General features: G+C 67.1%; 19 protein-coding genes and 2 pseudogenes. 13 read left to right on the forward strand and 8 right to left on the reverse strand.

Annotated features, from left to right (window positions below):
• Positions 1-126 precede the first annotated feature (126 nt).
• From ABFB10_RS10595 to ABFB10_RS10610, 4 genes are all read left to right on the forward strand, one after another.
• On the forward strand, positions 127-1,467 hold the full coding sequence (locus ABFB10_RS10595; RefSeq protein ID WP_347166502.1) for an NAD(P)H-dependent oxidoreductase: 1,341 nt from the start codon (positions 127-129) through the stop codon (positions 1,465-1,467).
• A gap of 185 nt (positions 1,468-1,652) precedes the next feature.
• The gene (locus ABFB10_RS10600) at positions 1,653-2,636 is read left to right on the forward strand and encodes a LysR family transcriptional regulator (protein WP_347166503.1); all 984 of its coding nucleotides are present in this window, start codon (positions 1,653-1,655) and stop codon (positions 2,634-2,636) included.
• A gap of 99 nt (positions 2,637-2,735) precedes the next feature.
• Complete coding sequence (locus ABFB10_RS10605) at positions 2,736-4,355, forward strand: transketolase family protein (protein ID WP_347166504.1); 1,620 nt, start codon at positions 2,736-2,738, stop codon at positions 4,353-4,355.
• Positions 4,282-4,695, forward strand: a complete 414-nt coding sequence (locus ABFB10_RS10610) for a transketolase-like TK C-terminal-containing protein (protein WP_347166505.1) — start codon at positions 4,282-4,284, stop codon at positions 4,693-4,695. The genes ABFB10_RS10605 and ABFB10_RS10610 overlap by 74 nt, the downstream gene beginning before the upstream one ends.
• A 2-nt stretch (positions 4,696-4,697) precedes the next feature.
• Here ABFB10_RS10610 and ABFB10_RS10615 read toward each other — a convergent pair whose 3' ends face one another.
• A complete protein-coding gene (locus ABFB10_RS10615) occupies positions 4,698-5,669 on the reverse strand; it encodes a GGDEF domain-containing protein (RefSeq protein ID WP_347166506.1) in 972 nt (323 codons plus the stop codon).
• A 381-nt stretch (positions 5,670-6,050) separates the two neighbouring features.
• On the opposite strand from ABFB10_RS10615, the gene ABFB10_RS10620 reads away from it, so the two are divergent.
• The 3 genes from ABFB10_RS10620 (at position 6,051) to ABFB10_RS10630 (ending at position 11,192) form a co-directional block, all read left to right on the forward strand.
• A complete protein-coding gene (locus tag ABFB10_RS10620) occupies positions 6,051-8,255 on the forward strand; it encodes an NADP-dependent isocitrate dehydrogenase (RefSeq protein ID WP_347166507.1) in 2,205 nt (734 codons plus the stop codon).
• Between the two features lie 548 nt (positions 8,256-8,803).
• Positions 8,804-9,895 (forward strand): carboxynorspermidine decarboxylase, encoded by a 1,092-nt coding sequence (locus tag ABFB10_RS10625; RefSeq protein ID WP_347166508.1) that lies wholly within the window; start codon positions 8,804-8,806, stop codon positions 9,893-9,895.
• Positions 9,896-9,944: 49 nt separating this feature from the next.
• Positions 9,945-11,192: a saccharopine dehydrogenase family protein gene (locus tag ABFB10_RS10630; protein ID WP_347166509.1), complete on the forward strand. Its 1,248-nt coding sequence runs from the start codon at positions 9,945-9,947 to the stop codon at positions 11,190-11,192.
• Positions 11,193-11,410: 218 nt separating this feature from the next.
• Here ABFB10_RS10630 and ABFB10_RS10635 read toward each other — a convergent pair whose 3' ends face one another.
• The 7 genes and pseudogenes from ABFB10_RS10635 to glpD all read right to left on the reverse strand — a co-directional run bounded on the left by ABFB10_RS10635 (position 11,411) and on the right by glpD (position 19,507).
• A complete protein-coding gene (locus ABFB10_RS10635; RefSeq protein WP_347166510.1) occupies positions 11,411-13,132 on the reverse strand; it encodes an ABC transporter substrate-binding protein in 1,722 nt (573 codons plus the stop codon).
• A 69-nt stretch (positions 13,133-13,201) separates the two neighbouring features.
• Positions 13,202-13,477, reverse strand: coding sequence for a DUF2160 domain-containing protein (locus ABFB10_RS10640; RefSeq protein WP_347166511.1), 276 nt, complete (start codon positions 13,475-13,477; stop codon positions 13,202-13,204).
• 221 nt (positions 13,478-13,698) lie between these two features.
• Positions 13,699-14,556, reverse strand: a complete 858-nt coding sequence (locus ABFB10_RS10645) for an ABC transporter permease subunit (RefSeq protein WP_206563033.1) — start codon at positions 14,554-14,556, stop codon at positions 13,699-13,701.
• A 1-nt stretch (position 14,557) separates the two neighbouring features.
• A complete protein-coding gene (locus tag ABFB10_RS10650) occupies positions 14,558-15,427 on the reverse strand; it encodes a carbohydrate ABC transporter permease (protein ID WP_347166512.1) in 870 nt (289 codons plus the stop codon).
• A 296-nt stretch (positions 15,428-15,723) separates the two neighbouring features.
• Positions 15,724-16,800: an ABC transporter ATP-binding protein gene (locus ABFB10_RS10655; RefSeq protein WP_347166513.1), complete on the reverse strand. Its 1,077-nt coding sequence runs from the start codon at positions 16,798-16,800 to the stop codon at positions 15,724-15,726.
• 10 nt (positions 16,801-16,810) lie between these two features.
• The gene (locus tag ABFB10_RS10660; RefSeq protein WP_347166514.1) at positions 16,811-17,899 is read right to left on the reverse strand and encodes an ABC transporter ATP-binding protein; all 1,089 of its coding nucleotides are present in this window, start codon (positions 17,897-17,899) and stop codon (positions 16,811-16,813) included.
• Between the two features lie 13 nt (positions 17,900-17,912).
• A pseudogene (gene glpD / locus ABFB10_RS10665) lies at positions 17,913-19,507 on the reverse strand (glycerol-3-phosphate dehydrogenase).
• A gap of 231 nt (positions 19,508-19,738) precedes the next feature.
• On the opposite strand from glpD, the gene ABFB10_RS10670 reads away from it, so the two are divergent.
• From ABFB10_RS10670 to ABFB10_RS10695, 6 genes and pseudogenes are all read left to right on the forward strand, one after another.
• Positions 19,739-20,503, forward strand: coding sequence for a DeoR family transcriptional regulator (locus ABFB10_RS10670; protein WP_206563038.1), 765 nt, complete (start codon positions 19,739-19,741; stop codon positions 20,501-20,503).
• 443 nt (positions 20,504-20,946) lie between these two features.
• The gene (gene tsaA, locus ABFB10_RS10675; RefSeq protein ID WP_347166515.1) at positions 20,947-21,432 is read left to right on the forward strand and encodes a tRNA (N6-threonylcarbamoyladenosine(37)-N6)-methyltransferase TrmO; all 486 of its coding nucleotides are present in this window, start codon (positions 20,947-20,949) and stop codon (positions 21,430-21,432) included.
• Between the two features lie 22 nt (positions 21,433-21,454).
• Positions 21,455-22,237 (forward strand): molybdate ABC transporter substrate-binding protein, encoded by a 783-nt coding sequence (locus tag ABFB10_RS10680; RefSeq protein ID WP_347166516.1) that lies wholly within the window; start codon positions 21,455-21,457, stop codon positions 22,235-22,237.
• A 1-nt stretch (position 22,238) separates the two neighbouring features.
• Complete coding sequence (locus tag ABFB10_RS10685; protein WP_347166517.1) at positions 22,239-23,144, forward strand: iron ABC transporter substrate-binding protein; 906 nt, start codon at positions 22,239-22,241, stop codon at positions 23,142-23,144.
• Positions 23,122-23,268, forward strand: coding sequence for a hypothetical protein (locus ABFB10_RS10690; protein WP_347166518.1), 147 nt, complete (start codon positions 23,122-23,124; stop codon positions 23,266-23,268). Before ABFB10_RS10685 ends, ABFB10_RS10690 begins: the two co-directional genes overlap by 23 nt.
• Positions 23,269-23,342: 74 nt before the next feature.
• A pseudogene (locus ABFB10_RS10695) lies at positions 23,343-23,549 on the forward strand (iron chelate uptake ABC transporter family permease subunit); the annotation flags it as partial.
• Between the last annotated feature and the right edge of the window lie 19 nt (positions 23,550-23,568).

Below are 23,568 nucleotides of genomic sequence, written 5' to 3' on the forward strand. Positions count from 1 at the left end.
ATCACTGGCGCGCAGGGGGCGCATTTTCAATCGGGTTTTCTTAAGCATTTCGTTAGCGGATCTAAATGGAAGGCCCTGGGGTGCTGCCGCATGGTCGCCGCGACCCATTGCAGGAGGAGAGAGACCATGAACCTGTCGCGCATGCTGGCAGAACGCACCGCCGAGGGCCGCCCGGTGCGGGTGGGGCTGATCGGGGCCGGGAAATTCGGCTCGATGATCCTGGCGCAGGCGAAGTGCATTCCGGGCTATCACATCGTCGGCATCGCCGATCTGGACCCGGTGAAGGCGCGCGGATCTTTGGCGCGGGTCGGCTGGTCCGAGGACCGCTATGCGGCGACCTCCTTCGGCGACGCCATGGACAACGGCACGACCTTCCTGACGCAGGACGCCGGGGCGCTTTGCGAGGCCGAGGGGATCGAGTGCATCATCGAGGCCACGGGCCACCCCATCGCCGGGCTGCGGCATGCCATGGCCGCCATCGACGCGGGCAAGCATGTGGTCATGGTCAACGTCGAGGCGGATGTGCTCTGCGGCGCGCTGCTGGCGGATCGGGCGCGGCAGAAGGGCGTGGTCTATTCCATGGCCTACGGCGACCAGCCCGCGGCGATCTGCGAGCTGGTGGACTGGGTGCATGCCTGCGGCTTCGAGCTGATGGCGGCGGGCAAGGGCATGAACTTCGCGCCAGCCTACCGCTATTCGACGCCGGACACGGTCTGGGGCTACTTCGGCTGGAGCGAGGAAGAGGTCGCGGCAGGCGACTTTAACCCGAAGATGTACAACTCCTTCACCGATGGCACCAAGGCGGCGATCGAGATGGCCGCCGTCGCCAATGCCACCGGGCTCGACTGCCCCTCGGACGGGCTGGCCTTTCCGCCGTCGGGCCTGCAGGACCTCGCCGAGGTCTTCAAGCCGGTCAGCGCGGGCGGGCGGCTGGAGAAGGCCGGGATCGTCGATATCGCCGCCAGCCGCGAGCCGGACGGGCGCATGGTGCTGAACAACATCCAGTACGGCATGTTCGTGACCTTCAAGGCGCCCGACGAATACACCCGCGCCTGTTTCCAGCAATACGGCCTGCTGACCGACAAGTCGGGCTGGTACGGGTCCATGTGGCGGCCCTTCCACCTGATCGGGCTGGAGACCTCGGTCTCGGTGCTCTCCGCCGTGCTGCGGGGCGAGGCGACGGGGTCCTCGACGCGCTACCGCGCCGATGCGGTTGCGACCTCCAAGGGCAGCTTTCAGGCGGGCGAGTTCTTTGACGGCGAGGGCGGCTACAAGGTCTGGGCCAAGGCGATCCCGGCCACGCAATCGGTGCAGAAGAACGCCCTGCCCATCGGGCTGGCGCATCACGTCAAGCTGAAGCGCGCCATCGAGAAGGATCAGGTGGTCAGCTTCGACGACGTCGAGATCGTGGAGGATCTGGACATCGTGCAGATGCGGGAGGACCAGAAGGCGCTGCTGGACGGCTGAGGGCTGGTGCAGGATGGGGCGGGGCCCATCCTGCCAGTCCGACCGGGGTGGGCCCGGGCGCGCCGTCTCCCAACAGGCGGGGTTTGGTCGCACGGAGACAGGGCAAGGTCAAGACCTGCAAGGGCTGGGAAAGCCCGGGCTTTCCGCGCTATCAAGCGGGTGCCGCCACGGGGAGGGCGGCATCCATGCGCGACATCAACCTCAAGGCGACGGAATATTTCGAGGCGGTGGCCCGTCTGGGCACCGTGACCCGCGCCGCCGGAGAGCTTGGCGTTTCGCCCTCTGCCGTCAGCCAGCAGATCCGCCTTTTGGAGACGCAGCTTGGCATCCGCCTGTTCCGGCGCGAGAAGCGGCGGCTGGTGCTGACGCAGGACGGCGACCGGCTGTTTCAGGTCACCACGCAGGCCTTTGGCGCACTGCGCAACGCGCGCAATGCCATCGGGCGGCAGCGCGACATGCGGTCCCTGTCGCTGCGGGTCAGTCCGACCTTCGGCGTGCGCTGGCTGGGCACCCGCATCGCCCGCTTTGCCGAGTTGCACCCGGACTGGGCGATCCGCGTCGACGCCACCCCCGACTATTCCAGCTTCGAGACCGAGGCCATCGACCTCGACCTGCGCTACGGGCAGGGCGACTGGGCGGGGCTGACGGTGGAACCGCTGATGCATGACCTCGTGCTGCCCATGGCCAGCCCGGCCTACCGCGACCGGCTGGTGGCCGAGGTGGGCGCGGACCCGGCCGAGCTTCTGACGGCGGCGCGGCTGATCGACAGCGTCAAATCGCTCTTGCGCTGGGATCTCTGGCTGGCGGCCACCGGCGTGACGCTGGCGCTGCCGCAGTACCCCTTCCGCTTCGACCGCTCCTCGATGGCGTTGGAAATGGCGCGCGAGGGCGGCGGCGTGGCACTGGACAGCGCGGCGCTCTGCCTGCCGCAACTGGCCGAGGGATCGCTGGTGCCGCTGTTCCCCACGCTGCCGGTCATCGAGTTCCCGGCCTATTGGTTTGTCTGCCCGCCGCGCCACCTGAACCGCCGTATCGTCGGGCGCTTTCACGGCTGGATCGAAGGCGCCGCGAAGGAGCACGAGGCCGAGACCCGCGCCTGTCTGACCGCGCTGGGATGTTCCTTCGCGCCGCCGGTGCCGCAGGCCGGATTTGACCCCGATACCCTGTAGTCCGTGACACATCCTTGTTAGGAGAACTTCAAAGGCAGCCGGTGCAAAACCGGGTAAGGCCTGTCGCCAGACGACCCCAAGGCCCCCGGGAGAAGACCCATGACCGATATCCAGAGCATGGCCAACGCCATCCGCTTTCTTGCGCTCGACACCATCCTGACCGCGGGCGAGGGGCATCAGGGCGTGCCGCTGGGCATGGCAGAGATCGCCGCGACGCTCTACGCCAACCACCTGAAGGCCGCGCCCGCCGACCCGCTCTGGCCCGACCGCGACCGGGTGGTTCTGTCGAACGGCCATGGCTCGACGCTGCTCTATTCGCTGCTGCATCTGGCGGGCTATGACGCGGTCTCGCTGGACGCGCTGAAGAGCTTCCGCCGTCTGGGGTCTACCTGCGCGGGCCATCCCGAGATCGAGCAGCACGCGGGCATCGAGATCACCACCGGCCTTCTGGGGCAGGGCATCGCCTGCGCCGTGGGCATGGCCGTGGCCGAGGCGCGGCTGAACGCGGAATTCGGCGGCGATCTGGTGGATCACCGGACATGGGCCTTTGTCGGCGACGGCTGCCTGCAAGAGGGCGTCGGCCAAGAGGCGGTGTCGCTGGCGGGGCACCTGCGGCTGGGCAAGCTGACCTTCCTCTGGGACGACAACCACATCACCGACGACGGCGACACGCTGCTGTCGATCTCCGAGGACGTGCCCGCACGCTTTCGCGCCGCCGGGTGGCATGTGCAGGAACTGGACGGCCACGACATCGCCGCCGTCGATGCGGCGCTGGCGGCGGCGAAGGACGACCCGCGTCCCTCGCTGCTGGCCTGCCGCACGACCATCGCGCGCGGGTTGCCCCGGCTTCAGGGCCAGCGCGGCGGCCACAGCGCGCCGCTGACGCCGCAGGACCGCGAAGAGGCCTGCACCGAGCTGGGGTGGAGCGCCGGGTCCTTCGAAGTGCCCGAGGCGGTCCGCGCCGACTGGGCGCAGGCCATGCAGCGCGCCGCGACGGATCACGGCGACTGGCAGCAGCGCCGCGCGGGCCATGCCGAGCGTGCCGATTTCGACCGCTGGACCTCGGGCGCGCTGCCCGACGACTGGGCCGGGACGGCCAACCGCCTGCGCGCGCAGGCCGCGCTGGAGCCGCGCGCCACGATCCTGTCCTCGGGCGACGTCTGCGACGTGCTGGCCGAGGTGCTGCCCGAAACGCTGGTTCTCTGCGCCGACCTTGAGGCGCCGACGAACCACAAGCGCAGCCGCCATGCGCTGACGGCGCAGGACCGCAGCGGGTCATACGTGCATTGCGGCGTGCGCGAGCACCTGATGGGCGCCATGACCGACGGCATTGCCGCCCATGGCGGGCTGCGACCGGTCAACGTCACCTATCTGGCCTTCGCCGATTACGAACGCCCTGCCATGCGCATGGCCGCGCTGATGGGGCTGCCGGGCCTGTTTGTCTTCAGCCACGATTCCATCGGCGTCGGCTCGAACGGGCCGACCCACCAGCCGGTCGAGATCCTCGCCAGCTACCGCGCCATGCCGAACTTTCGCGTCTTCCGCCCCGCCGACGCCATCGAGACCGCCGAGGCACTGGGAGATCTGCATGGAAAGCCGCCGCACGCCCGCGCTGCTGGCCCTGTCGAAGCAGGAGGCGCTGCCGGTGCGACGCGACGGGTCGCGGAACCTCAGCCGCCGGGGCGCCTACCTGCTGCCGGGGCACGAGGGCGCGCGTGACGTGACGCTGCTGGCCACCGGGACAGAGGTCGCGCTGGCCGTCGAGGCCCGCGCCCTGCTGGCCCAAGAGGGCATTCGCGCCGCCGTCGTGTCGATGCCCTGCTGGGAGCTGTTCGACGAACAGGACGCGGCCTACCAGTCCGACGTCCTTGGCACCGCGCCGCGCGTCGGGGTCGAGGCGGCGATGGCGTTCGGCTGGCAGCGCTGGCTGGATCGCGGCGACGCCTTTGTCGGGATGACGGGCTTCGGCGCATCGGATCGGACAGAGGCGCTGTACCGGCATTTCGGCGTTACGGCAGAGCGGATCGCCAAAGAGGCACGGGGTCTTCTGGGGCGCTGACCTCAGGCCCGGCTGCGGCTTTCGGGGCGGTCCCGGCGGGTCTCGGGCTTGTCGGCGTACATGCGGTGATCGGCGGTGGCCAGAAGATCCTCGTAGCGGCGCCCGTCCGCGGGCCAGACCGCCGCGCCGATGGCCGCGCCGCCATGCGGCAGCAGCACCGTCACGCCCGGCTGCCGTTCCCGGGTGATCGGCTGTGCCAGCGCCGCGCGCAGATCGGCCAGCCGGTCCGGCAGGCTTTCCGCATCGGCGCCGCGCAGCCATAGCCCGAACTCGTCGCCGCCAAGGCGCCCGACCAGATCGCCCTCGCCCAGGGCGGCGCGCAGGGTGCGGGCCACCAGCCGCAGCACATGATCACCGGCGGCGTGACCGAAACGGTCGTTCACCGGCTTGAAGCCGTTCAGGTCGACGAAAAGCAGGGCGCCGTCCAGATCGCCCCGCGCAAGGCCGCTGGCGCAGCGCAGGCGGAAGGCATGGGCGTTCAGCAGGCCGGTCAGCATGTCGGTCTTGGCGATGGTGTCCAGTTGCGCTGCCGTGCGGCGCAGGCGCTGCCGCTCTTCCTCGGCGATGGCCAGCCGTTCCTCGGCTTCGGCATGGGCGGCGGTGAGGCTGCGCAGCCGCGCCGCCGCGCCGGGCGCGGGGTCGGCCTTCAGCATGACCATGCCGTGTTTCTCGCCGGGCAGCGGATCGACCCGCCAGGCCTGAAAGGCCTGCGTCGTGCTGCCGAAACTCAGCTTCATCGGGATGGCCCGGGTGCCGCACAGCGCCTGGGCCAGGCCCCGGGCGATCCCGCAGCTGTCAGAGGTCGCAACGGCGGGCAATAGGGCGCGGGTGGTCAGCCCGTGCAGCCTGCGCGCCTCGCGGTTGGCCAGCAGGATGCGCCGGGAGCAGTCGAGCAGGATCGCCGCCTGCGGCGAACGCTCTATCGACTGGGCGATCAGGCTCAGCGCGAAGGCGGTGCCGGATTGCTGTGTCATTCCCCGCGACCCCTTGTCTTGCCTCAGATCGCGGCGCAGCGGCAAGGGCGCGGCACGGCGGGCGCATCCGGTCCCCGCCTCTGCAAGGGTGTGGCGGGGGACGCAGGCAAGGGGCATCCGGTAGGGCGTGGTCCCGCCGGTCCGTGCAGTCTGTGGCTCATGGTCGTCCCCCGGACAAAAAAACCGCTCAATAAGTCTCTTAGGAGCCGAGTCCCTAATGATCGGTTAATGCCCGCGGGAAAGCGGCGAGGGGTCGGCAAGGATCCTCTCATGGGCGGGGGTTGCCCGGCTCGCGCTGCGGCAATGTATACGGCTGCATACTGTGGACCTGTGCCCAACTTTGGCCTATGGGTGGCCAGACTCGAACGAAGGGAATTCTTCATGTCCGATCAGACCACGCCTGACATCATCTACACCAAGGTCGACGAGGCGCCCGAGCTGGCCTCGGCCTCTTTCCTGCCGATCATCCAGAAATTCGCCTCTGCCGCCGGCGTGACCGTCGGCACGAAGGACATCAGCCTCGCCGGGCGCATCATCGCGACCTTCCCCGAGGCGCTGGCCGAAGAGCAGCGTATCCCCGACGACCTCGCGATCCTCGGCGAACTGGTCAAGACGCCCGAGGCCAACGTGATCAAGCTGCCGAACATCTCGGCCTCGGTCCCGCAGCTGGTCGCCGCGATCAAGGAGCTTCAGGCGCAGGGCTACGCGCTGCCCGACTACCCCGAGGCGCCCGCGACCGACGCGGAAAAAGCCGCGCGGGCCAAGTACGACACCATCAAGGGCTCTGCCGTGAACCCGGTCCTGCGCGAGGGCAACTCTGACCGCCGCGCCGCCGCCGCCGTGAAGAAATTCGCGCAGAACAACCCGCACCGGATGGGCGCGTGGACCGCGGACAGCAAGACCCGCGTCGCCTCCATGTCGGGCGGCGACTTCTTCTCGAACGAAGTGTCCGCGACCCTCGACAAACCCGCGACCGCGAAGATCGTGCTGGAAACCGCCGCTGGCGAGACGGTCCTCAAGGACGGCGTGTCCTACCCCGCAGGCACCGTTGTCGACGCGACCTACATGTCGGCCAAGGCGCTGGATGCCTTCCTCGCCGACGAGATCGCCAAGACCAAGGACGAGGGCACGCTCTTCTCGCTGCACATGAAGGCCACGATGATGAAGGTCTCTGACCCGATCATCTTCGGCCACGCGGTGACGCAGTGGCTGAAGCCGGTCTTCGACCAGTATGGCGACCGCATGAAGGAACTGGGCGTCGACCCCAACGGCGGCCTGGGCTCGCTGCTGGAGAAGGTGAAGGACGAGGCCGACATCATGGCCGCCATCGACGCGGTGCGCGACACCCGTCCGCCGATGTACATGGTGAACTCGGACAAGGGCATCACCAACCTGCACGTCCCGTCGGACGTGATCATCGACGCCTCGATGCCGGCGCTGATCCGCGCGGGCGGCAAGGGCTGGGGCCCCGACGGCAAGGAACACGACACCAACTGCGTGATCCCCGACAACAGCTATGCGCCGGTCTATGAGGCCTCCATCGCGTTCTTCAAAGAGAACGGCGCGCTGAACCCGGCCACCGCGGGCACGGTCCAGAACCTTGGCCTGATGGCGCAGAAGGCGGAAGAATACGGCAGCCACCCGACCACCTTCGAAATCCCCGAGAACGGCACCGTGAAGATGGTGCTGGACGACGGCACCGTGCTGCATTCGCACAAGGTCGAAGCGGGCGACATCTGGCGCTCTGCCTCGGCCCGCAAGGCACCCATCGAGGACTGGGTGAACCTGGCCATCGAGCGGCAGAAGGCCACCGGCTACCGGTCGATCTTCTGGCTGGACGCGAAGCGGGCCCATGACGCCCAGCTGATCGCCATGGTCAAGCCGATCCTCGACGCCAAGGGCGTGGCGGACAAGTTCGAGATCATGGCGCCCCGCGAGGCGACCATTGCCTCGCTGGAGACCATCACCAAGGGCGAGAACACCATTGCCATCACCGGCAACGTGCTGCGCGACTACCTGACCGACCTCTTCCCGATCCTCGAACTGGCGACCTCGGCCAAGATGCTGTCGATCGTCAAGCTGATGCAGGGCGGCGGGTTGTTCGAAACCGGCGCGGGCGGCTCTGCCCCCAAGCACGTCCAGCAGCTGCAGGAAGAGAACCACCTGCGCTGGGACAGCCTGGGCGAGTTCTGCGCTCTGGGGGAATCGTTCAAGTTCCTCGCCGACCAGAAGGGCAACGCCAAGGCGCGGGTGCTGGGTGACGCGGTAGAGGCCGCGACGCAGGGCATCCTCGACCACGACCGCTCGCCCTCGCGCAAGGTCGGAGAGCCGGACAACCGCGACAGCCACTACTGGTTCGCCCGCTACTGGGCCGAGGCCCTGGCCGCGCAGTCCGACGACGCCGAACTGGCGGCGCATTTCGCGCCCATCGCCAAGGCGCTGGCCGATGGCGAGGCGGCGATCACCGGCGAGCTTGCGGCAGCGCAGGGCAAACCGGCGGATCTGGGTGGCTACTACCACAGCGACCCGGCCAAGACGGCGGCGGTGATGCGTCCCAGCCAGACGCTGAACGAAATCATCGGCTGATCGGACAACCGAGTGCTGACGAGATCGGGCGTCCCCTGCCGGGGGCGCCCTTTTTCATGGGCGGCGCGGCCTGCCGAGGCGCCGAAGTCTTGCAAAGACTTCGGGCCGTTTTCTTTGAAAGAAAACGGTCCCCCGGCGATGTCGGAAGTACGTCCGCGCCCAAGAGGCAGGCCCTCCGGTCCCCGGCGCTGCGCGACAGGGCGTGAAGCTCCTGCAGCACCATGCGGCGGCTCTCGCCGCGATCCGGCCTGTCGCCCGGGCAGGCCAGCCGCGCGGTCGGATGCGCAAGGCGGTCCTGCCGGTCCAGCATGTGCCGCAGCCATGCGGGGCGCCGAGGGCAGGGAAGGGCCTTTCCGGCTCCGGCGGGCTGTCGAAGCAGGCCCTGCCGGGACGGCGGAACAGGCGCGGGAAAAGCCACATACCATGGAGACAGGCGCTTTGCCGCGCCGGGCAAAACCGCATTTCCCGGCGCTCCGGGCCCAACATGCCATTGCCCTTCGGGGTCTGCCCCACTAGGTCGGGACGTAACCCGCGCGGAGGACAGGACCATGCAGACTCCCTATTACCTGATCGACAAGGCCCGCCTGCTGCCGAACATGGAAAAGATCGCCTGGCTGCGCGAACACTCGGGCGCCAAGGCCCTGCTGGCGCTGAAATGCTTCGCCACCTGGTCGGTCTTCGACATGATGAGCGAGTACATGGACGGCACCACCTCTTCCTCGCTCTTCGAGGTCAAGCTGGGCCGCGAGAAATTCCCCGGCGAGACCCACGCCTATTCCGTGGCCTGGGCGCCGGACGAGATCGACGAGGTGCTGGCCTCCTCCGACAAGATCATCTTCAACACCGCCCAGCAGCTGACCCGCTTCGAAGAGGTGTCGCGGGGCCATACCCGTGGCCTGCGCGTGAACCCCGGCGTCTCCACCAGCGGCTTCGACCTTGCCGACCCGGCGCGCCCCTTCTCGCGCCTCGGCGAACACGCGCCCGAGGACATCGCACCGGTGGCCGACCTGATCAGCGGCTTCATGTTCCACAACAACTGCGAGAACGCGGATTTCGAACGCTTCGACGCCATGCTGGGCATGATCGAGCAGCGCTTCGGCCATCTGATCCGCCGCATGGACTGGATCAGCCTCGGCGGCGGCATCCACTTCACCGGCGAGGGCTATCCGCTGGACAGGCTGGCAGAACGGCTGAAGCGCTTCGCCGGCACCAACGAGGTGCAGGTCTACCTGGAACCGGGCGAGGCCGCGATCACCAAGTCGACGACGCTCGAGGTCACGGTGCTCGACACGCTCTACAACGGCAAGAACCTCGCCATCGTCGACAGCTCGATCGAGGCGCATATGCTCGACCTGTTGATCTACCGCGAAAGCGCCGGGATGGCCGAGTCGGGCGAACAGGAATGGATGATCTGCGGCAAGAGCTGCCTTGCGGGCGATATCTTCGGAGAGTTCCGCTTCCCGGCGCCGCTGAAGCCCGGCGACCGTTTGTCCATCGACGACGCCGCCGGTTACACAATGGTCAAGAAGAACTGGTTCAACGGGGTGCAGATGCCGTCCATCGCGATCCGGGAACTTGACGGAACCGAACGCCTCGTGCGCTCTTTCGATTACCAGGATTTCGCGGCGGCCCTGTCGTGATGCAGCCGCGCCCCCGGGGCGCATGACTTACAGCCAAGGAGGGACCGGCATGAAAAAGACCGTTCTCATCATCGGCGCCGGTGGCGTCGCTCAGGTGGTCGCGCATAAATGCGCGCAGAACAACGACGTGCTGGGCGACCTGCATATCGCCAGCCGCACGAAGTCGAAATGCGACGCCATCATCGCCAGCGTCCATGACAAGGGCGCGATGAAGGTGCCGGGCACCTTCGAGGCACATGCGGTGGACGCCACCGACAGCGCCGCCGTCGCCGCGCTGATCCGCCAGACCGGCGCGCAGATCTGCATCAACGTGGGTACCGCCTTCGTGAACATGCACGTGCTCGACGGCTGCATCGAGACCGGCTGCGCCTATATCGACACGGCGATCCACGAAGAGCCCGAAAAGATCTGCGAGACGCCGCCCTGGTACGCCAACTACGAGTGGAAGAAACGCGATCTCTGCGCGGAAAAGGGCGTCACGGCGATCCTCGGCGCGGGCTTCGACCCGGGCGTGGTGAATGCCTTCGCGCGCTTTGCCATCGACCAGATGGACGAGGTCAAAAGCATCGACATCGTCGACATCAACGCCGGCTCGCACGGCAGGTATTTCGCCACCAACTTCGACCCCGAGATCAACTTCCGCGAATTCACCGGCGTGGTCTACTACTGGGAAGACAAGCAGTGGAAAGAAACCACCATGTTCGCCTCGGGCCACGAATGGGACCTGCCGGTGGTCGGCCCCTCCAAGGCCTACCAGTCCGGCCATGACGAGGTGCACTCGCTGGCCACCAACTACCCCGACGCGGACGTGCGCTTCTGGATGGGCTTCGGCGACCACTACATCAACGTCTTCACGGTGCTGAAGAACATCGGCCTCCTGTCCGAGCAGCCGGTCAAACTGGCCGACGGCGGAGAGGTCGTGCCCCTGAAGGTCGTCAAGGCCTGCCTGCCCGACCCCGCCAGCCTCGCGTCCGACTACACCGGCAAGACCTGCATCGGCGACCTCGTGAAAGGCACGAAGGACGGCCAGCCGGTGGAATACTTCGTCTACAACGTGGCCGACCACAAGGAAGCCTACGAGGAAGTGGGCAGCCAGGGCATCTCTTACACCGCGGGCGTCCCCCCGGTGGCCGCCGCCATGCTGGTGGCCGACGGCACATGGGACGCGAAGACCATGAAGAACGTCGAGGAACTGGACCCCAAGCCCTTCTTCACCCTCCTCGACGCCATCGGCCTGCCGACCCGCGTCCTCGTGGGCGGCCTCAAGGGCGAAGACAAAAGCTGGACCGAGGTCTGACAGCAGAGGGGGCGTGCCCGGACCGGCGCGCCCCCTCTTCTTTGGTCGTCCAAATACCTCGGGGGAGGCCCGTGAGGGCCGGGGGCAGAGCCCCTGCAACCGCGCCTCCCACGAGAGCCTCACCCGCGAAGCGCCCAAAATTCTTCAAGAATTTTGCCCGCGCATGAAAAAGCCGGGGCGCGCCTACAGCGCCCCGGCCATATCCTTTCAAATCCCGCTTACTGCCAGGACTTGATCAGCTCGTCATAGGACACGGTCTTGGGCTCTTCGTCCTCGTTGTCCAGCTTCGCCTTGGGCGAGCCTTCCATCGCAAGCCACTCCTGCGGGTCCTTTTCCTCGTTCAGCTTGGGGCCGATGTCGCCCTGGATGCCGGCACGCTCCAGGCGCTCCATCACCCGCTCCTGGTCGGCACAAAGCGCGTCCAGCGCCTCTTGCGGGGTCTTGGCACCCGACATGGCATCGCCGATGTTCTGCCACCACAGCTGCGCCAGCTTCGGGTAGTCCGGCACGTTGGTGCCCGTGGGCGACCATGCCACCCGCGCGGGCGAACGGTAGAATTCCACCAGGCCGCCCAGCTTGTCGGCGCGCTCGGTGAAGCTCTCGTGCTGGATCGTCGACTCGCGGATGAAGGTCAGGCCGACATGGGCCTTCTTCACGTCCACGGTCTTCGACGTCACGAACTGCGCGTAAAGCCATGCGGCCTTGGCGCGGTCGACGGGGGTGGACTTCATCAGCGTCCAGGAACCCACGTCCTGATAGCCGATCTTGGTGCCCTCTTCCCAGTAGACGCCATGCGGCGAGGGGGCCATGCGCCACTTGGGCGTGCCGTCCTCGTTCATCACCGGCAGGCCGGGCTTCACCGTGTCGGCGGTGAAGGCGGTGTACCAGAACATCTGCTGGGCGACATTGCCCTGCGCCGGGATCGGGCCGGCCTCGGAGAAGGTCATGCCCGCGGCAGCCGGGGGCGTGTATTTCTCCAGCCACTCGATGGCCTTGGTGACGGCATAGACCGCAGCGGGGCCGTTGGTCGCGCCGCCACGGGCCACGCAGGACCCCACCGGCTGCGACTGCTCGTTCACGCGGATGCCCCATTCGTCCACCGGCAGGCCGTTCGGCTCACCCTTGGACCCGGCGCCGGCCATCGACAGCCAGGCATCGGTGTAGCGCCAGCCAAGGCTGGGGTCCTTCTTGCCGTAGTCCATGTTGCCGAAGATTTCGCCATCGACGCCCATGTGCGACAGGTCGCGCCCGGTGAAGAACTCGGCGATGTCCTCGTAGGCCGACCAGTTGACCGGCACACCCAGCTCGTAGCCGTATTTCTCCTGGAAGTCGGCCTTGTTCTTCTCGTCGTTGAACCAGTCGTAGCGGAACCAGTAGAGGTTCGCGAACTGCTGGGTCGGCAACTGGTACAGCTTGCCATCCGGGGCAGTGGTGAAATCCGTGCCGATGAAGTCTTCGATGTCCAGCGTCGGGCTGGTCACGTCGGCGCCTTCGTTGGCCATCCAGTCGGTCAGGTTGCGCACCTGCTGATAGCGCCAGTGGGTGCCGATCAGGTCGCTATCGTTGACATAACCGTCATAGATGTTCTCGCCCGACTGCATCTGCGTCTGCAGCTTCTCGACCACGTCGCCCTCGCCGATCAGGTCGTGGGTGACCTGAATGCCGGTGATCGCGGTGAAGGCGGGCGCCAGCACCTGGCTTTCGTATTCGTGGGTGGTGATGGTCTCGGAAACGACCTTGATTTCCATCCCGGCCATCGGCGCGGCGGCGTCGATGAACCACTGCATCTCGGCTTCCTGCTCTGCGCGGGTCAGGGCGGACATGTCGCCGATCTCCGCGTCGAGGAACTCGGTCGCCGCGGCCATGTCGGCCCAGGCGCCCGAGCCGGTGAGGCTCAGCGCCACCGCAAGCGCGGTGGTCGATTTCAGCATCAAGTTCATTCTTGGATCCTCCCTTATGTGAACTTGTAGTCGCTGCGCCCGCCTCTCCTTGGCGGGCGCGGGTTCAGGTCATACCCAGCGGAACACCGCCGCCGCGTAGACAAGACAGGCGGCCAGCGCCCGGGGCTGGGTCTCGGGGCCGATCAGCCCGAGCCACGCGAGGTTGATGAAGGCGCTGCCCAGAAGCGTGATGAACAGCCGGTCGCCGCGCGTGGTCTCGATCCGCAGGATGCCGGTGCGCGGCGTCTCGGGGAACTTGATCGCGAGAACGGTGAAGGTGATCAGGAGGCCTGCGATGACCATGAAGAAGATCGCCGTGGGCCAGGTCCATGCCATCCATGCCATTAGCGGTATCCTCCTGCGACGATTTTGTGGGGTATGCCGTCAACCACCAGAGGGAACCGGCGCGCATGCGCCAAGCCCGACCTCCCCCCGGGAGGGCTTCTCTGCGATGCCCTTTCCCACGCGGGCGAGGGTCCGGTTTTGCGCGGTCACGCCAGCCCAGTTCCGGGCATGCGCCCCCCGAGGTCGGGCTTGGCGCCTGCGCGCCTCTGTTGCGGCCCTCATCACACCCTCCCCAGGGCAAAGCCCTTGGCGATGTAGTTGCGCACGAACCAGATGACCAAGGCCCCCGGCACGATGGTCAGGATGCCCGCCGCCGCCAGCACGCCCCAGTCGATGCCGCTCGCGCCCTGCGTCCGGGTCATGATCGCCGCGATGGGCTTGGCGTCCACCGTCGTCAGGGTGCGCGACAGCAGCAGCTCCACCCACGAGAACATGAAGCAGAAGAAGGCCGCCACGCCGATCCCGCTTGCGATCAGCGGCATGAAGATCTTCACGAAGAAGCCGCCGAAGCTGTAGCCGTCGATATAGGCCGTCTCGTCGATCTCTTTCGGGACGCCGCGCATGAAGCCTTCGAGGATCCAGACCGCCAGCGGCACGTTGAAGAGGCAATGCGCCAGCGCCACCGCGATATGCGTGTCGAAGAGACCGACCGAGGAATACAACTGGAAGAAGGGCAGCGCGAAGACCGCCGGCGGCGCCATGCGGTTGGTCAGCAGCCAGAAGAACAGGTGCTTGTCGCCCATGAACGAGTAGCGCGAAAAGGCATAGGCGGCGGGCAGGGCCACGGCCAGCGAGATCGCGGTGTTCATGACCACGTAGATCAGCGAGTTCACGTAGCCCATGTACCACGCCGGGTCCGTCAGGATCGTGCGGTAGTTGTCCAGCGTCGGGTAGGCCGGGATCAGCGTGAAGGTGTTGAGGATCTCGGTGTTGGTCTTGAAGCTCATGTTGAGCAGCCAGTAGATCGGCAAGAGCAGGAACAGCAGGTAGAGCGTCATGACCACGGCGCTGCCGTTCACCTTCAGGCGCTTGGCCACGGGTGCGCGGACGGTGACAGAGCCGGATGTTGCGTCGGCCATCTTACATCCCCCTTTTGTCGAGGTTGGTCATGACGGTGTAGAACACCCAAGAAATCAGCAGGATGACGAGGAAGTACATCAGGCTGAAGGCGGCGGCGGGGCCGAGGTCGAACTGCCCCAGAGCCATCTTCACCAGGTCGATGGACAGAAGCGTCGTGGCATTGCCCGGGCCGCCTCCGGTGACGACGAAGGGTTCGGTGTAGATCATGAAGCTGTCCATGAAGCGCAAGAGGATCGCGATCATCAGCACGCCCGCCATCTTGGGCAGCTCGATGTAGCGGAAGACCTTCCAGCGGCTCGCCTGGTCGATCTTGGCGGCCTGGTAATAGGCGTCGGGGATCGACTTCAGGCCCGCGAAGGCCAGCAGCGCCACCAGCGAGGTCCAGTGCCAGACATCCATCACGATGATGGTGATCCAGGCCGCAAGGGTGTCCTGCGTGTAGTTGTAATCGATCCCCAGCTTGTCCAGCGTGTAGCCCAGAAGGCCGATGTCGACCCGCCCGAAGATCTGCCAGATGGTGCCCACCACGTTCCACGGGATCAGCAGCGGCAGCGACATCAGCACAAGGCAGAAGCTGGACCAGAAGCCCGACTTCGGCATGTTCAGCGCGACGAAGATGCCCAGCGGCACCTCGATGGCGAGGATGATGCCCGAGAACAGAAGCTGCCGTCGCAGCGAGTTCCACATGCGGTCGTCGTGCAGCATCTCTTCGAACCACTCGAGGCCCGCCCAGAAGAACTGATTGTTCCCGAAGGTGTCCTGCACCGAGTAATTGACGACGGTCATCAGCGGGATCACGGCAGAGAAGGCCACGAGCAAGAGCACCGGCAGCACGAGGAACCAGGCTTTCTGGTTGACGGTCTTTTCCATCAGGCGGCTCCTTCTTCGGTCCGAACATGCGGGGCAACAGCAGTCTTGGCCGCAACACGGCGCGCATGCGCCATGCCCGACCTCCCCCCGGGAGGGCATCCTTCCAACGAGTGACGCGTGCGCTGCGGCCTTGGGTCTGAGAAGCGACCGAAGCACCCGGCAGCACGGCCCTCCCGATGCGCTTGGACACCTCGAAGCGCCCCCCGATACGCAGCCGATGACCATGCACGTTTCTGCTGTGGACATGGTTGATGGTCGAGAAAGCGACGCTGCGCGAAAACCGGATCGGGAAAGCCTCATGCCGCCGCCCCCCGCACAAGCCAGTCGTCGTTGTAGACGTTCACATGCCCCGGGTCGAAGCGGACGCGGGTCATGTCGCTGCCCACCGGTTCGTCCTCTGCGGCGATGATGTTGATGTCGTGGCCGAAGAACTCGGCGCGGATGATCTTGTGGCGGCCCACGTCCTCGACACGGCGGACCTTGACCGGCAGCCCTTCGGAGGCCGACAGCCGCGCGAACTCGGGCCGGACGCCGATCTCGACCTTGCCGGACAGCGGCCCGTATCCGGCGGCCAGCGGCAGTTCCGTCCCGTCGATATAGGCGCGGTTGCCCTCGACCACGGCGGGGATGACGTTCATGCCCGGCGAGCCGATGAAATAGCCCACGAAGGTATGCTCGGGCCGTTCGAACAGCTCTTCGGGGGTGCCGATCTGGACGACGCGGTCGTCGTACATCACCACCACCTTGTCGGCGAAGGTCAGCGCCTCTGTCTGGTCGTGGGTCACGTAGATCATCGTGTGGCCGAAATCGTGGTGCAGCTTCTTCAGCTGGGTGCGCAGCTCCCACTTCATGTGCGGGTCGATCACCGTCAGCGGCTCGTCGAAGAGCAGCGCGTTCACGTCCTTGCGGACCATCCCGCGGCCCAGGCTGATCTTCTGCTTGGCATCCGCCGTCAGGCCGCGCGCCTTGCGGTCAAGCCAGTCCTCCATGCCGATCATGCGCGCGATTTCCTGCACGCGCTCGGCGACATAGGTCTCGTCGCGGCCCCGGTTGCGCAGCGGGAAGGCGAGGTTGTCGCGCACGGTCATGGTGTCGTAGACCACCGGGAACTGGAAGACCTGCGCGATATTGCGTTCCGCCGTCGCGGCATGGGTCACGTCCTGGCCGTCAAACAGGATGCGCCCCTGCGAGGGCATCAGCAGCCCCGAAATGATGTTCAGAAGCGTGGACTTGCCGCAGCCCGAGGCGCCCAGCAGCGCGTAGGCGGCGCCGTCCTCCCAGTCGTGGTTCAGCTCCTTCAGCGCATAATCGTCCTCGGACGCGGGGGTCTTGAGGTAGCTGTGGGCGAGGTTGTCCAGCGTGATCCGTGCCATGTCGTCCCCCTCAGGCTGCAAGCGCGTAAGAGGCCGGGGCGACCAGCGCGCCCTCCTCGGAAAAGATGTAGACGTGGCGCGGGTCCAGGTAGACCGTCAGGGCCTCGCCCGCGCCAAGCTCGTGCACGCCATGCACCAGCCCGACCCAGCGCTCGCCGTGGTGGTCGAGGTGCACGAAGGTCTCGGACCCGGTCAGTTCCGTCACCGTCAGGGTGCAGGTGAACTCTACCGCCTCGGGGGAATGCCGCCCGATTTCCAGATGGTTGGGCCGGAAGCCCGCCGTGTAGCGCCCGTCGGGCAGGTCGGCCAGCGGGCCGGTTGCGGCGGCGGTGGCGCCCTTGCCGAACATCAGCTTGCCGCCGGTCTTGGAGACCTGCAGGAAGTTCATCGGCGGATCGCTGAAGACCCGCGCGGTCGTGGCATCGACCGGCTTGCGGTAGACATCCGGCGTGGGGCCGAACTGGGTCACGCGCCCCTCCCAGAGCGTCGCGGTGCTGCCGCCCAGAAGCAGCGCCTCTTCGGGTTCGGTGGTGGCATAGACGAAGATGCTGCCCGAGGCCTCGAAGATGCGCGGGATCTCAGCCCGCAGCTCTTCGCGCAGCTTGTAATCGAGGTTCGCCAGCGGTTCGTCCAGCAGCACCAGCCCGGCGTTCTTGACCAGCGCGCGGGCCAGCGCGCAGCGCTGCTGCTGGCCGCCGGACAGTTCCAGCGGCTTGCGGGTCAGCATCGGCGTCAGCTGCATCATCTCGGCGGTCTCGCGCACGCGGCGGTCGATCTCGGCCTTGTCGACCCCCATCAGCTTCATCGGAGAGGCGATGTTGTCGTAGACGCTCATCGAGGGGTAGTTGATGAACTGCTGGTAGACCATGGCGACCTTGCGATCCTGCACGCGCTGGCCGGTCACGTCCTCGCCCTGCCAGAAGACCTTGCCGGTGGCGGGCTGATCCAGACCGGCCATCAGCCGCATCAGGGATGTCTTGCCCGACAGCGTCGGCCCCAGCAGCACGTTCATCGTGCCCTTTTCCAGCGTCAGGTCGGTGGGGTGGATGTGGGTCTGGCCCTCCACCTCTTTCGACACGCCTTTCAGTTCCAGCGTCACGCCGTGCTCCTCCTTATTCCGCCGCGCGGGCGCGGGACGGGCGGTCTGCCATCCACGCGTCCAGAGCGGCGATCTGGTCCGCGTCCATGCGCAGTCCCAGCTTGTTGCGGCGCCACACCACGTCCTCGGCGGTGCGCGCGAATTCCTTGTCCATCAGCCAGCGGACCTCCGCCTCTGTCAGGGTCGCGCCGAAGTCGCGCCCCATGTCCTCGGCGCAGCGGGCCTGACCCGGGACCTGCGCGGCCTCTGTCCCGTAGGCGCGGCACAGGCGGCGGGCGTGGAAGGGCGTCAGGAAGGGGAAGCGGGCGGTCAGGTCGTCCACCAGCGCCTCGAACCCTTCGACGGGGAAATCCCCGCCGGGCAGCGGTACGCCCGCCGTCCATGGGCCGATGACGCCCGGAAGCTCTGCGCCGATCTTCTCCAGCGCGCTTTCGGCGAGGCGGCGGTAGGTGGTGATCTTGCCGCCGAAGACGTTCAGCAGCGGCGCGCCGCCCGCCTTGTCGACCTTCAGCGTATAGTCCCGCGTCGCCGCCGTGGCGCTGGAGGCGCCGTCGTCATACAGCGGTACGCACACCCGAGTAGGTCCAGACGATATCCGCGTCCGACAGCCTCTGGCGGAAGTAGGTATTCGCGAAATCCAGCAGGTACTGGCGTTCCGCGGGCGTGCATTCCGGCGGCTGCGCGGGGTCGGCGTGTTCCGCGTCGGTGGTGCCGATCAGGGTGAAGTCGGTCTCGTAGGGGATCGAGAAGATGATCCGCCCGTCGGTGCCCTGAAAGAAATAGCACTTGTCGTGGTCGTAAAGCCGCCGGGTCACGATATGCGATCCGCGCACCAGCCGCACGCCTTCGCGGGTGTTCGCCCGGACCTTGGACTGAAGGATGTCGCCGACCCGGGGCCCGCCCGCGTTCACCAGCATCCGGGCGCTGTGTGTCTGGCGGGCGCCGGTCTCGCGGTCCTCGGTCTCGATCCGCCAAAGCTCTCCGGCGCGCTCTGCCGACAGGACCGCCGTGCGGGTCAGGATCTTGGCGCCGCGGGCCTCGGCGTCGCGGGCGTTCAGCACGACAAGCCGCGAGATCCTCGACCCAGCAGTCGGAATATTCGTAAGCCTTTTCAAAGCGATCCTGAAGCGGCGCGCCCTCGGCAGCGGTTCTCAGATCAAGGCGCGCGGTGCCCGGCAGGATCTGCCGTCCGCCCAGCGTGTCGTAAAGGAAGAGGCCCAGCCGGATCAGCCAGGCCGGGCGGCGGCCCTTCATCCACGGCATGAACAGGCCCAGAAGCCGCGAGGTCGGCGTTTCGCTGTCGAAGCGCATGTCGCGGTGGTAGGGCAGCACGAAGCGCATCGGCCAGGAGATATGCGGCATGGCGCGCAGAAGCGTCTCGCGTTCGATCAGCGCCTCGCGGACGAGGCGGAACTCGAAATATTCGAGGTAGCGCAGCCCGCCGTGAAACAGCTTTGTCGAGGCAGAGGAGGTGGCCGAGGCGAGGTCGTTCATCTCGGCCAGCGTGACGGTCAGCCCGCGCCCCGCCGCATCGCGCGCGATGCCGCAGCCGTTGATGCCGCCCCCGATCACGAACAGGTCGGTTGTTTTCGGTCGATCCTGATCCACGACGATCCTCCCGATGCTGAAACTGGCGGCAGACGCGCATTTTCGCAACAAGAATTTTTCGTTTTCGTTCCCTTTTGCGGGTCGCTTGTTTTTGCGGGGAAAATTTCTCCCGTCATGGATGCGTATGCAGCAAAAGTGGCGCCGCATGGCAGCAATTTGCGAATCGCGCTTGCACCTGCGCCAGCATCTTCGCATGATCCGCGCAAAACCGAACATTTTCGAAAGCCGGGCATGTCGCAGACCTTTCGCCATCCGGAAATCCTCGAGATCGCGCGGCGTGACGGCAGGGTCACGGTCGAAGGGCTGGCCGCGCATTTCGGCGTGACCCATCAGACCATCCGCCGCGACCTGACCGATCTGGCCGAGGCCGGGCGGCTGGACCGGGTCCATGGCGGCGCGGTGCTGCCCTCGGGCACGATGAACATCGGCTACGAAGAGCGCCGCGCCCTGAACCCCGGCGCCAAGGCGGCCATTGCGCAGGCCTGCGCCGCGCGCATTCCCAACGACATCTCGCTGTTCCTGAACATCGGCACCAGCACAGAGGCGGTCGCCCGCGAGCTTCTGCACCACGACGGGCTGATGGTGGTGACCAACAATATCAACGTGGCCACGATCCTTGCGGCCAATGCCTCTTGCGAGGTGGTGGTGACCGGCGGCCACCTGCGCCGCGCCGATGGCGGGTTGATCGGCAGCCTTGCCACCGACACGATCCGCAAGTTCAAGTTCGACCTCGCGGTGATCGGCTGCTCGGCGCTGGACCGCGACGGCGATCTTCTGGATTTCGACATACAGGAGGTCGGCGTCAGCCAGTCGATCCTGCAGCAGTCCCGGCGGACCTTCCTTGTCGCCGACCATTCCAAGTTCAAGCGCAGCGCCCCGGCGCGGATCTGTTCGCTGGGCGAGGTCGATGTCTTCTTTACCGACCGCTCGCCGGGGGCGGGCCTTGCCGCCGCCTGCCGCGACTGGGGCACAGAGGTCTCGGTCACCCCGGGGTAGCGGTTCTGCGACAGGGCCGGTGCGACCTGAAGGCAGCGCGGTTCGGGGCGCTTGCCCGCCCCGGTAGGCTGGCGGGCTTCTGTGACGGTGCGCCGGTCCCTGCGATGCGCCGACCGGTCTTCCGCGCGATGGCGCGGCGCGTCGTCCCGGCCTGGCCGGCATCGGAGCGGGGAAACTTTTTTGCCATGCGGGTCCGGGCCTTTCGGGTCGAAACGGCAGGTCGCTGACCTCGGTGTCCCCGACCGGTTCGGTTTTCTGTTCGATGCGCTGCAAAATCATGCATTGCCTTGTATTCTGTCCCGCAGGTGACACCGCCCCGGGTGGCAGGCCTCCAAGATGCCTGCTGGCATCTCCGGTTCTTTGTGGGCATTCTTTCTGAAAGCCGAGAAACATGCCGATCCTCTGCTCATGTTCAACTGCACAAATTACAGGAGGCGGCGCCCATGTCCGATGATCTCCGCGAGAATGAAAGAACGGTCCCGGTTGCGCCGCCCTCGGATGGCGCGCTGCGCTTCATCGGCCGGATTCGCACACCCTGGCACGACCGGGCGGACTGCCCCCGGCAGGGCCGCATCGACGGGCCGGAATGCAGGATCGAGCTTGATCCGCTCTGGCTGGACGCGCTTGAGGGGCTGGAGGCCTATGACAGCATCGAGGTGCTGTACTGGCTGGACCAAAGCCGCCGCGACCTGACGCGGCAAAGCCCGCGCAGCGACGGCAGCACCGTGGGCACCTTTGCCCTGCGCTCGCCCGCGCGGCCCAACCCGATCGGCACGTCGATGGTGCGGCTGCTGCGGATCGAGGGGCCCGTGCTGCATGTGCAGGGGCTCGATTGCGTCGACGGCACGCCGTTGCTCGACCTCAAGCCGGACCGCTGCGCCTTTACCCCGAAGGCGCCCCCGCAGCCCGGCGACAGCCAGACCGCCTGAGACAGAATTTGGGAGACTATCCATGCACAAGACCCCCCTGCTTGCCGCCGCCCTCGCGGTGACCCTGACCCCCGCCATGGCACAGGAGGTGTCGCTGTTCGCGGCGGGCAGCCTCAAGGCCGCGCTGTCGGACGTGGCGCAGGACTACTCTGACGCCACGGGCGCCGCCGTTGCCACCAGCTTTGGCCCCTCGGGCCTGATGCGCGAGCGGATCGAGGCGGGCGAGACGGCCCATGTCTTCGCCTCGGCCAACATGCGCCACCCCCAGACGCTGGCCGACGCGGGCAAGGGCGGCGCGGTGACGCTGTTCGCCCGGAACCGCCTGTGTGCGCTGGCCCGGCCCGAGGTCGCGGTCTCCACGGAGAGCCTGCTGGACGTCATGCTGGCCGAGGACACGCGGCTGGGCACCTCGACCCCCAAGGCGGACCCGTCCGGCGACTATGCCTTTGCCCTGTTCGACAAAAGCGGCCACGCCGAGGCGCTGAAGGGCAAGGCGCTGCAACTGACCGGCGGTCCCGACAGCGCGACGCCGCCCGAGGGCCGCAACACCTATGCCTGGGTGATGGACAGCGATCAGGCGGATGTCTTCCTGACCTACTGCACCAATGCCGTGCTGGCGCGCAAAGAGGTGCCGGACCTGCAGATCGTCCAGATCCCGGAGGCGCTGTCCGTCGGTGCCGATTACGGGCTGATCGTGCTGCAGGGCGCCCCCGAGGGTGCGCAGGCGCTGGCCGATTACATCCTGTCGCCGGACGGGCAGACGGTGCTGGCCGATTACGGCTTTGACACCCCGAACGGAGGGTAAGATGCGGTTTCTCCTTGTCATCCTCGCGCTTCTGGCCGCGCCGGTTCAGGCGCGCACCGTGACCGACAGCGCCGGGCGCGTGGTCGAGGTGCCGGATACGGTGACCACCGTCTTCGCGGCGGGCCCGCCGGCCTCGGTTCTGGTCTACGTGCTGAAGCCCGAGGCGCTGGCCGGTTGGCCACGCGCCCTGCGTCCCGAAGAGCGCACCTATGTGGCAGAGCCCTACCGCGACCTGCCCGAGACGGGGCGCCTGACCGGGCGGGGCGGCGAGGCGAACCTCGAGCGCGTGCTGGAGATCAAGCCCGACCTGATCGTCGACTTCGGCAGCGTGCGCGACACCTATATCGACCTTGCCGACCGGGTGCAGGAGCAGACCGGCATCCCCTACCTGCTGATCGACGGGCGCTTCGACAACACCGTCGAGGCGCTGCGCATCCTGGGCGAGGCCCTTGGCGTGTCCGGGCGCGGCGCGGCGCTGGCGCAGGATGTCGAGGCGCGGTTTGCCCGGCTTGACGCGGTGCTGGAGGCGGTGCCCGAGGAGGCGCGCCCGAGGGTCTATCTTGCCCGTGGCCCCGAGGGGCTGGAAACCGGCATGAAAGGCTCGATCAACACCGAGATCATCGAACGCGCCGGGGGGCGGAACGTGGCCGATGACGGCGGGGCGTCGAAGGGGCTGGTGAATGCCTCGATGGAACAGCTGATCGTCGCCAACCCCGATACCGTCGTGACATGGGATCCGAATTTCTTTGCCAGCGTCTTCGACGATCCGATGTGGCAGGGGATTGACGCGGTGCAGCGGGGGCGGGTCTACCTGTCGCCCACCGCGCCCTTCGGCTGGATCGACCGAGCCGCCGTCGCTGAACCGGATGATCGGGCTGCACTGGATGGCGGGACTGCTGTATCCTGACCGCTGGCAGGGCGACCTGCGCGAGGACACCCGGGCTTTCTACAAGCTCTATTATCACGTCGACCTGGCCGACGAGGATCTGGAAAGGCTGCTGGAATGGGCCGAGGGACGACCGCCGATGTAAGCCTGCCGCGCCCCGGTCTGACCCTGACCGGGGCGCTGGCGGTCGCGCTGGCGCTTCTGGCCTTCGGGGCCGTGATGATCGGCCCCTATGCGCTGACACCGGGGCAGGTTCTGGCGGCGCTGACCGGGCAGGGCGACCCGCAGGCGCAGATCGTCGTCTGGAACATCCGCCTGCCGCGCGTGGGCGCGGCGCTGCTGGTCGGCGCGGCCCTTGCGGCGGCGGGGGCAAGCTATCAGGCGCTGTTCCGCAACCCGCTTGTTTCGCCGGACATCCTCGGGGTTTCGGCGGGCGCGGGGCTGG

The organism is Ponticoccus litoralis (genome assembly GCF_039769985.1).
GTDB classification, from domain to species: Bacteria; Pseudomonadota; Alphaproteobacteria; order Rhodobacterales; family Rhodobacteraceae; genus Ponticoccus; species Ponticoccus litoralis.

Excerpts from the sequence above, each read along its gene's own strand:
- ABFB10_RS10595 (WP_347166502.1), top strand. The coding sequence starts at position 127 with ATGAACCTGTCGCGCATGCTGGCAGAACGCACCGCCGAGGGCCGCCCG.
- ABFB10_RS10600 (WP_347166503.1), top strand. The coding sequence starts at position 1,653 with ATGCGCGACATCAACCTCAAGGCGACGGAATATTTCGAGGCGGTGGCC.
- ABFB10_RS10605 (WP_347166504.1), top strand. The coding sequence starts at position 2,736 with ATGACCGATATCCAGAGCATGGCCAACGCCATCCGCTTTCTTGCGCTC.
- ABFB10_RS10615 (WP_347166506.1), bottom strand. The coding sequence starts at position 5,669 with ATGACACAGCAATCCGGCACCGCCTTCGCGCTGAGCCTGATCGCCCAG.
- ABFB10_RS10620 (WP_347166507.1), top strand. The coding sequence starts at position 6,051 with ATGTCCGATCAGACCACGCCTGACATCATCTACACCAAGGTCGACGAG.
- ABFB10_RS10625 (WP_347166508.1), top strand. The coding sequence starts at position 8,804 with ATGCAGACTCCCTATTACCTGATCGACAAGGCCCGCCTGCTGCCGAAC.
- ABFB10_RS10630 (WP_347166509.1), top strand. The coding sequence starts at position 9,945 with ATGAAAAAGACCGTTCTCATCATCGGCGCCGGTGGCGTCGCTCAGGTG.
- ABFB10_RS10635 (WP_347166510.1), bottom strand. The coding sequence starts at position 13,132 with ATGAACTTGATGCTGAAATCGACCACCGCGCTTGCGGTGGCGCTGAGC.
- ABFB10_RS10640 (WP_347166511.1), bottom strand. The coding sequence starts at position 13,477 with ATGGCATGGATGGCATGGACCTGGCCCACGGCGATCTTCTTCATGGTC.
- ABFB10_RS10645 (WP_206563033.1), bottom strand. The coding sequence starts at position 14,556 with ATGGCCGACGCAACATCCGGCTCTGTCACCGTCCGCGCACCCGTGGCC.
- ABFB10_RS10650 (WP_347166512.1), bottom strand. The coding sequence starts at position 15,427 with ATGGAAAAGACCGTCAACCAGAAAGCCTGGTTCCTCGTGCTGCCGGTG.
- ABFB10_RS10655 (WP_347166513.1), bottom strand. The coding sequence starts at position 16,800 with ATGGCACGGATCACGCTGGACAACCTCGCCCACAGCTACCTCAAGACC.
- ABFB10_RS10670 (WP_206563038.1), top strand. The coding sequence starts at position 19,739 with ATGTCGCAGACCTTTCGCCATCCGGAAATCCTCGAGATCGCGCGGCGT.
- tsaA (WP_347166515.1), top strand. The coding sequence starts at position 20,947 with ATGTCCGATGATCTCCGCGAGAATGAAAGAACGGTCCCGGTTGCGCCG.
- ABFB10_RS10680 (WP_347166516.1), top strand. The coding sequence starts at position 21,455 with ATGCACAAGACCCCCCTGCTTGCCGCCGCCCTCGCGGTGACCCTGACC.
- ABFB10_RS10685 (WP_347166517.1), top strand. The coding sequence starts at position 22,239 with ATGCGGTTTCTCCTTGTCATCCTCGCGCTTCTGGCCGCGCCGGTTCAG.
- ABFB10_RS10690 (WP_347166518.1), top strand. The coding sequence starts at position 23,122 with ATGGCGGGACTGCTGTATCCTGACCGCTGGCAGGGCGACCTGCGCGAG.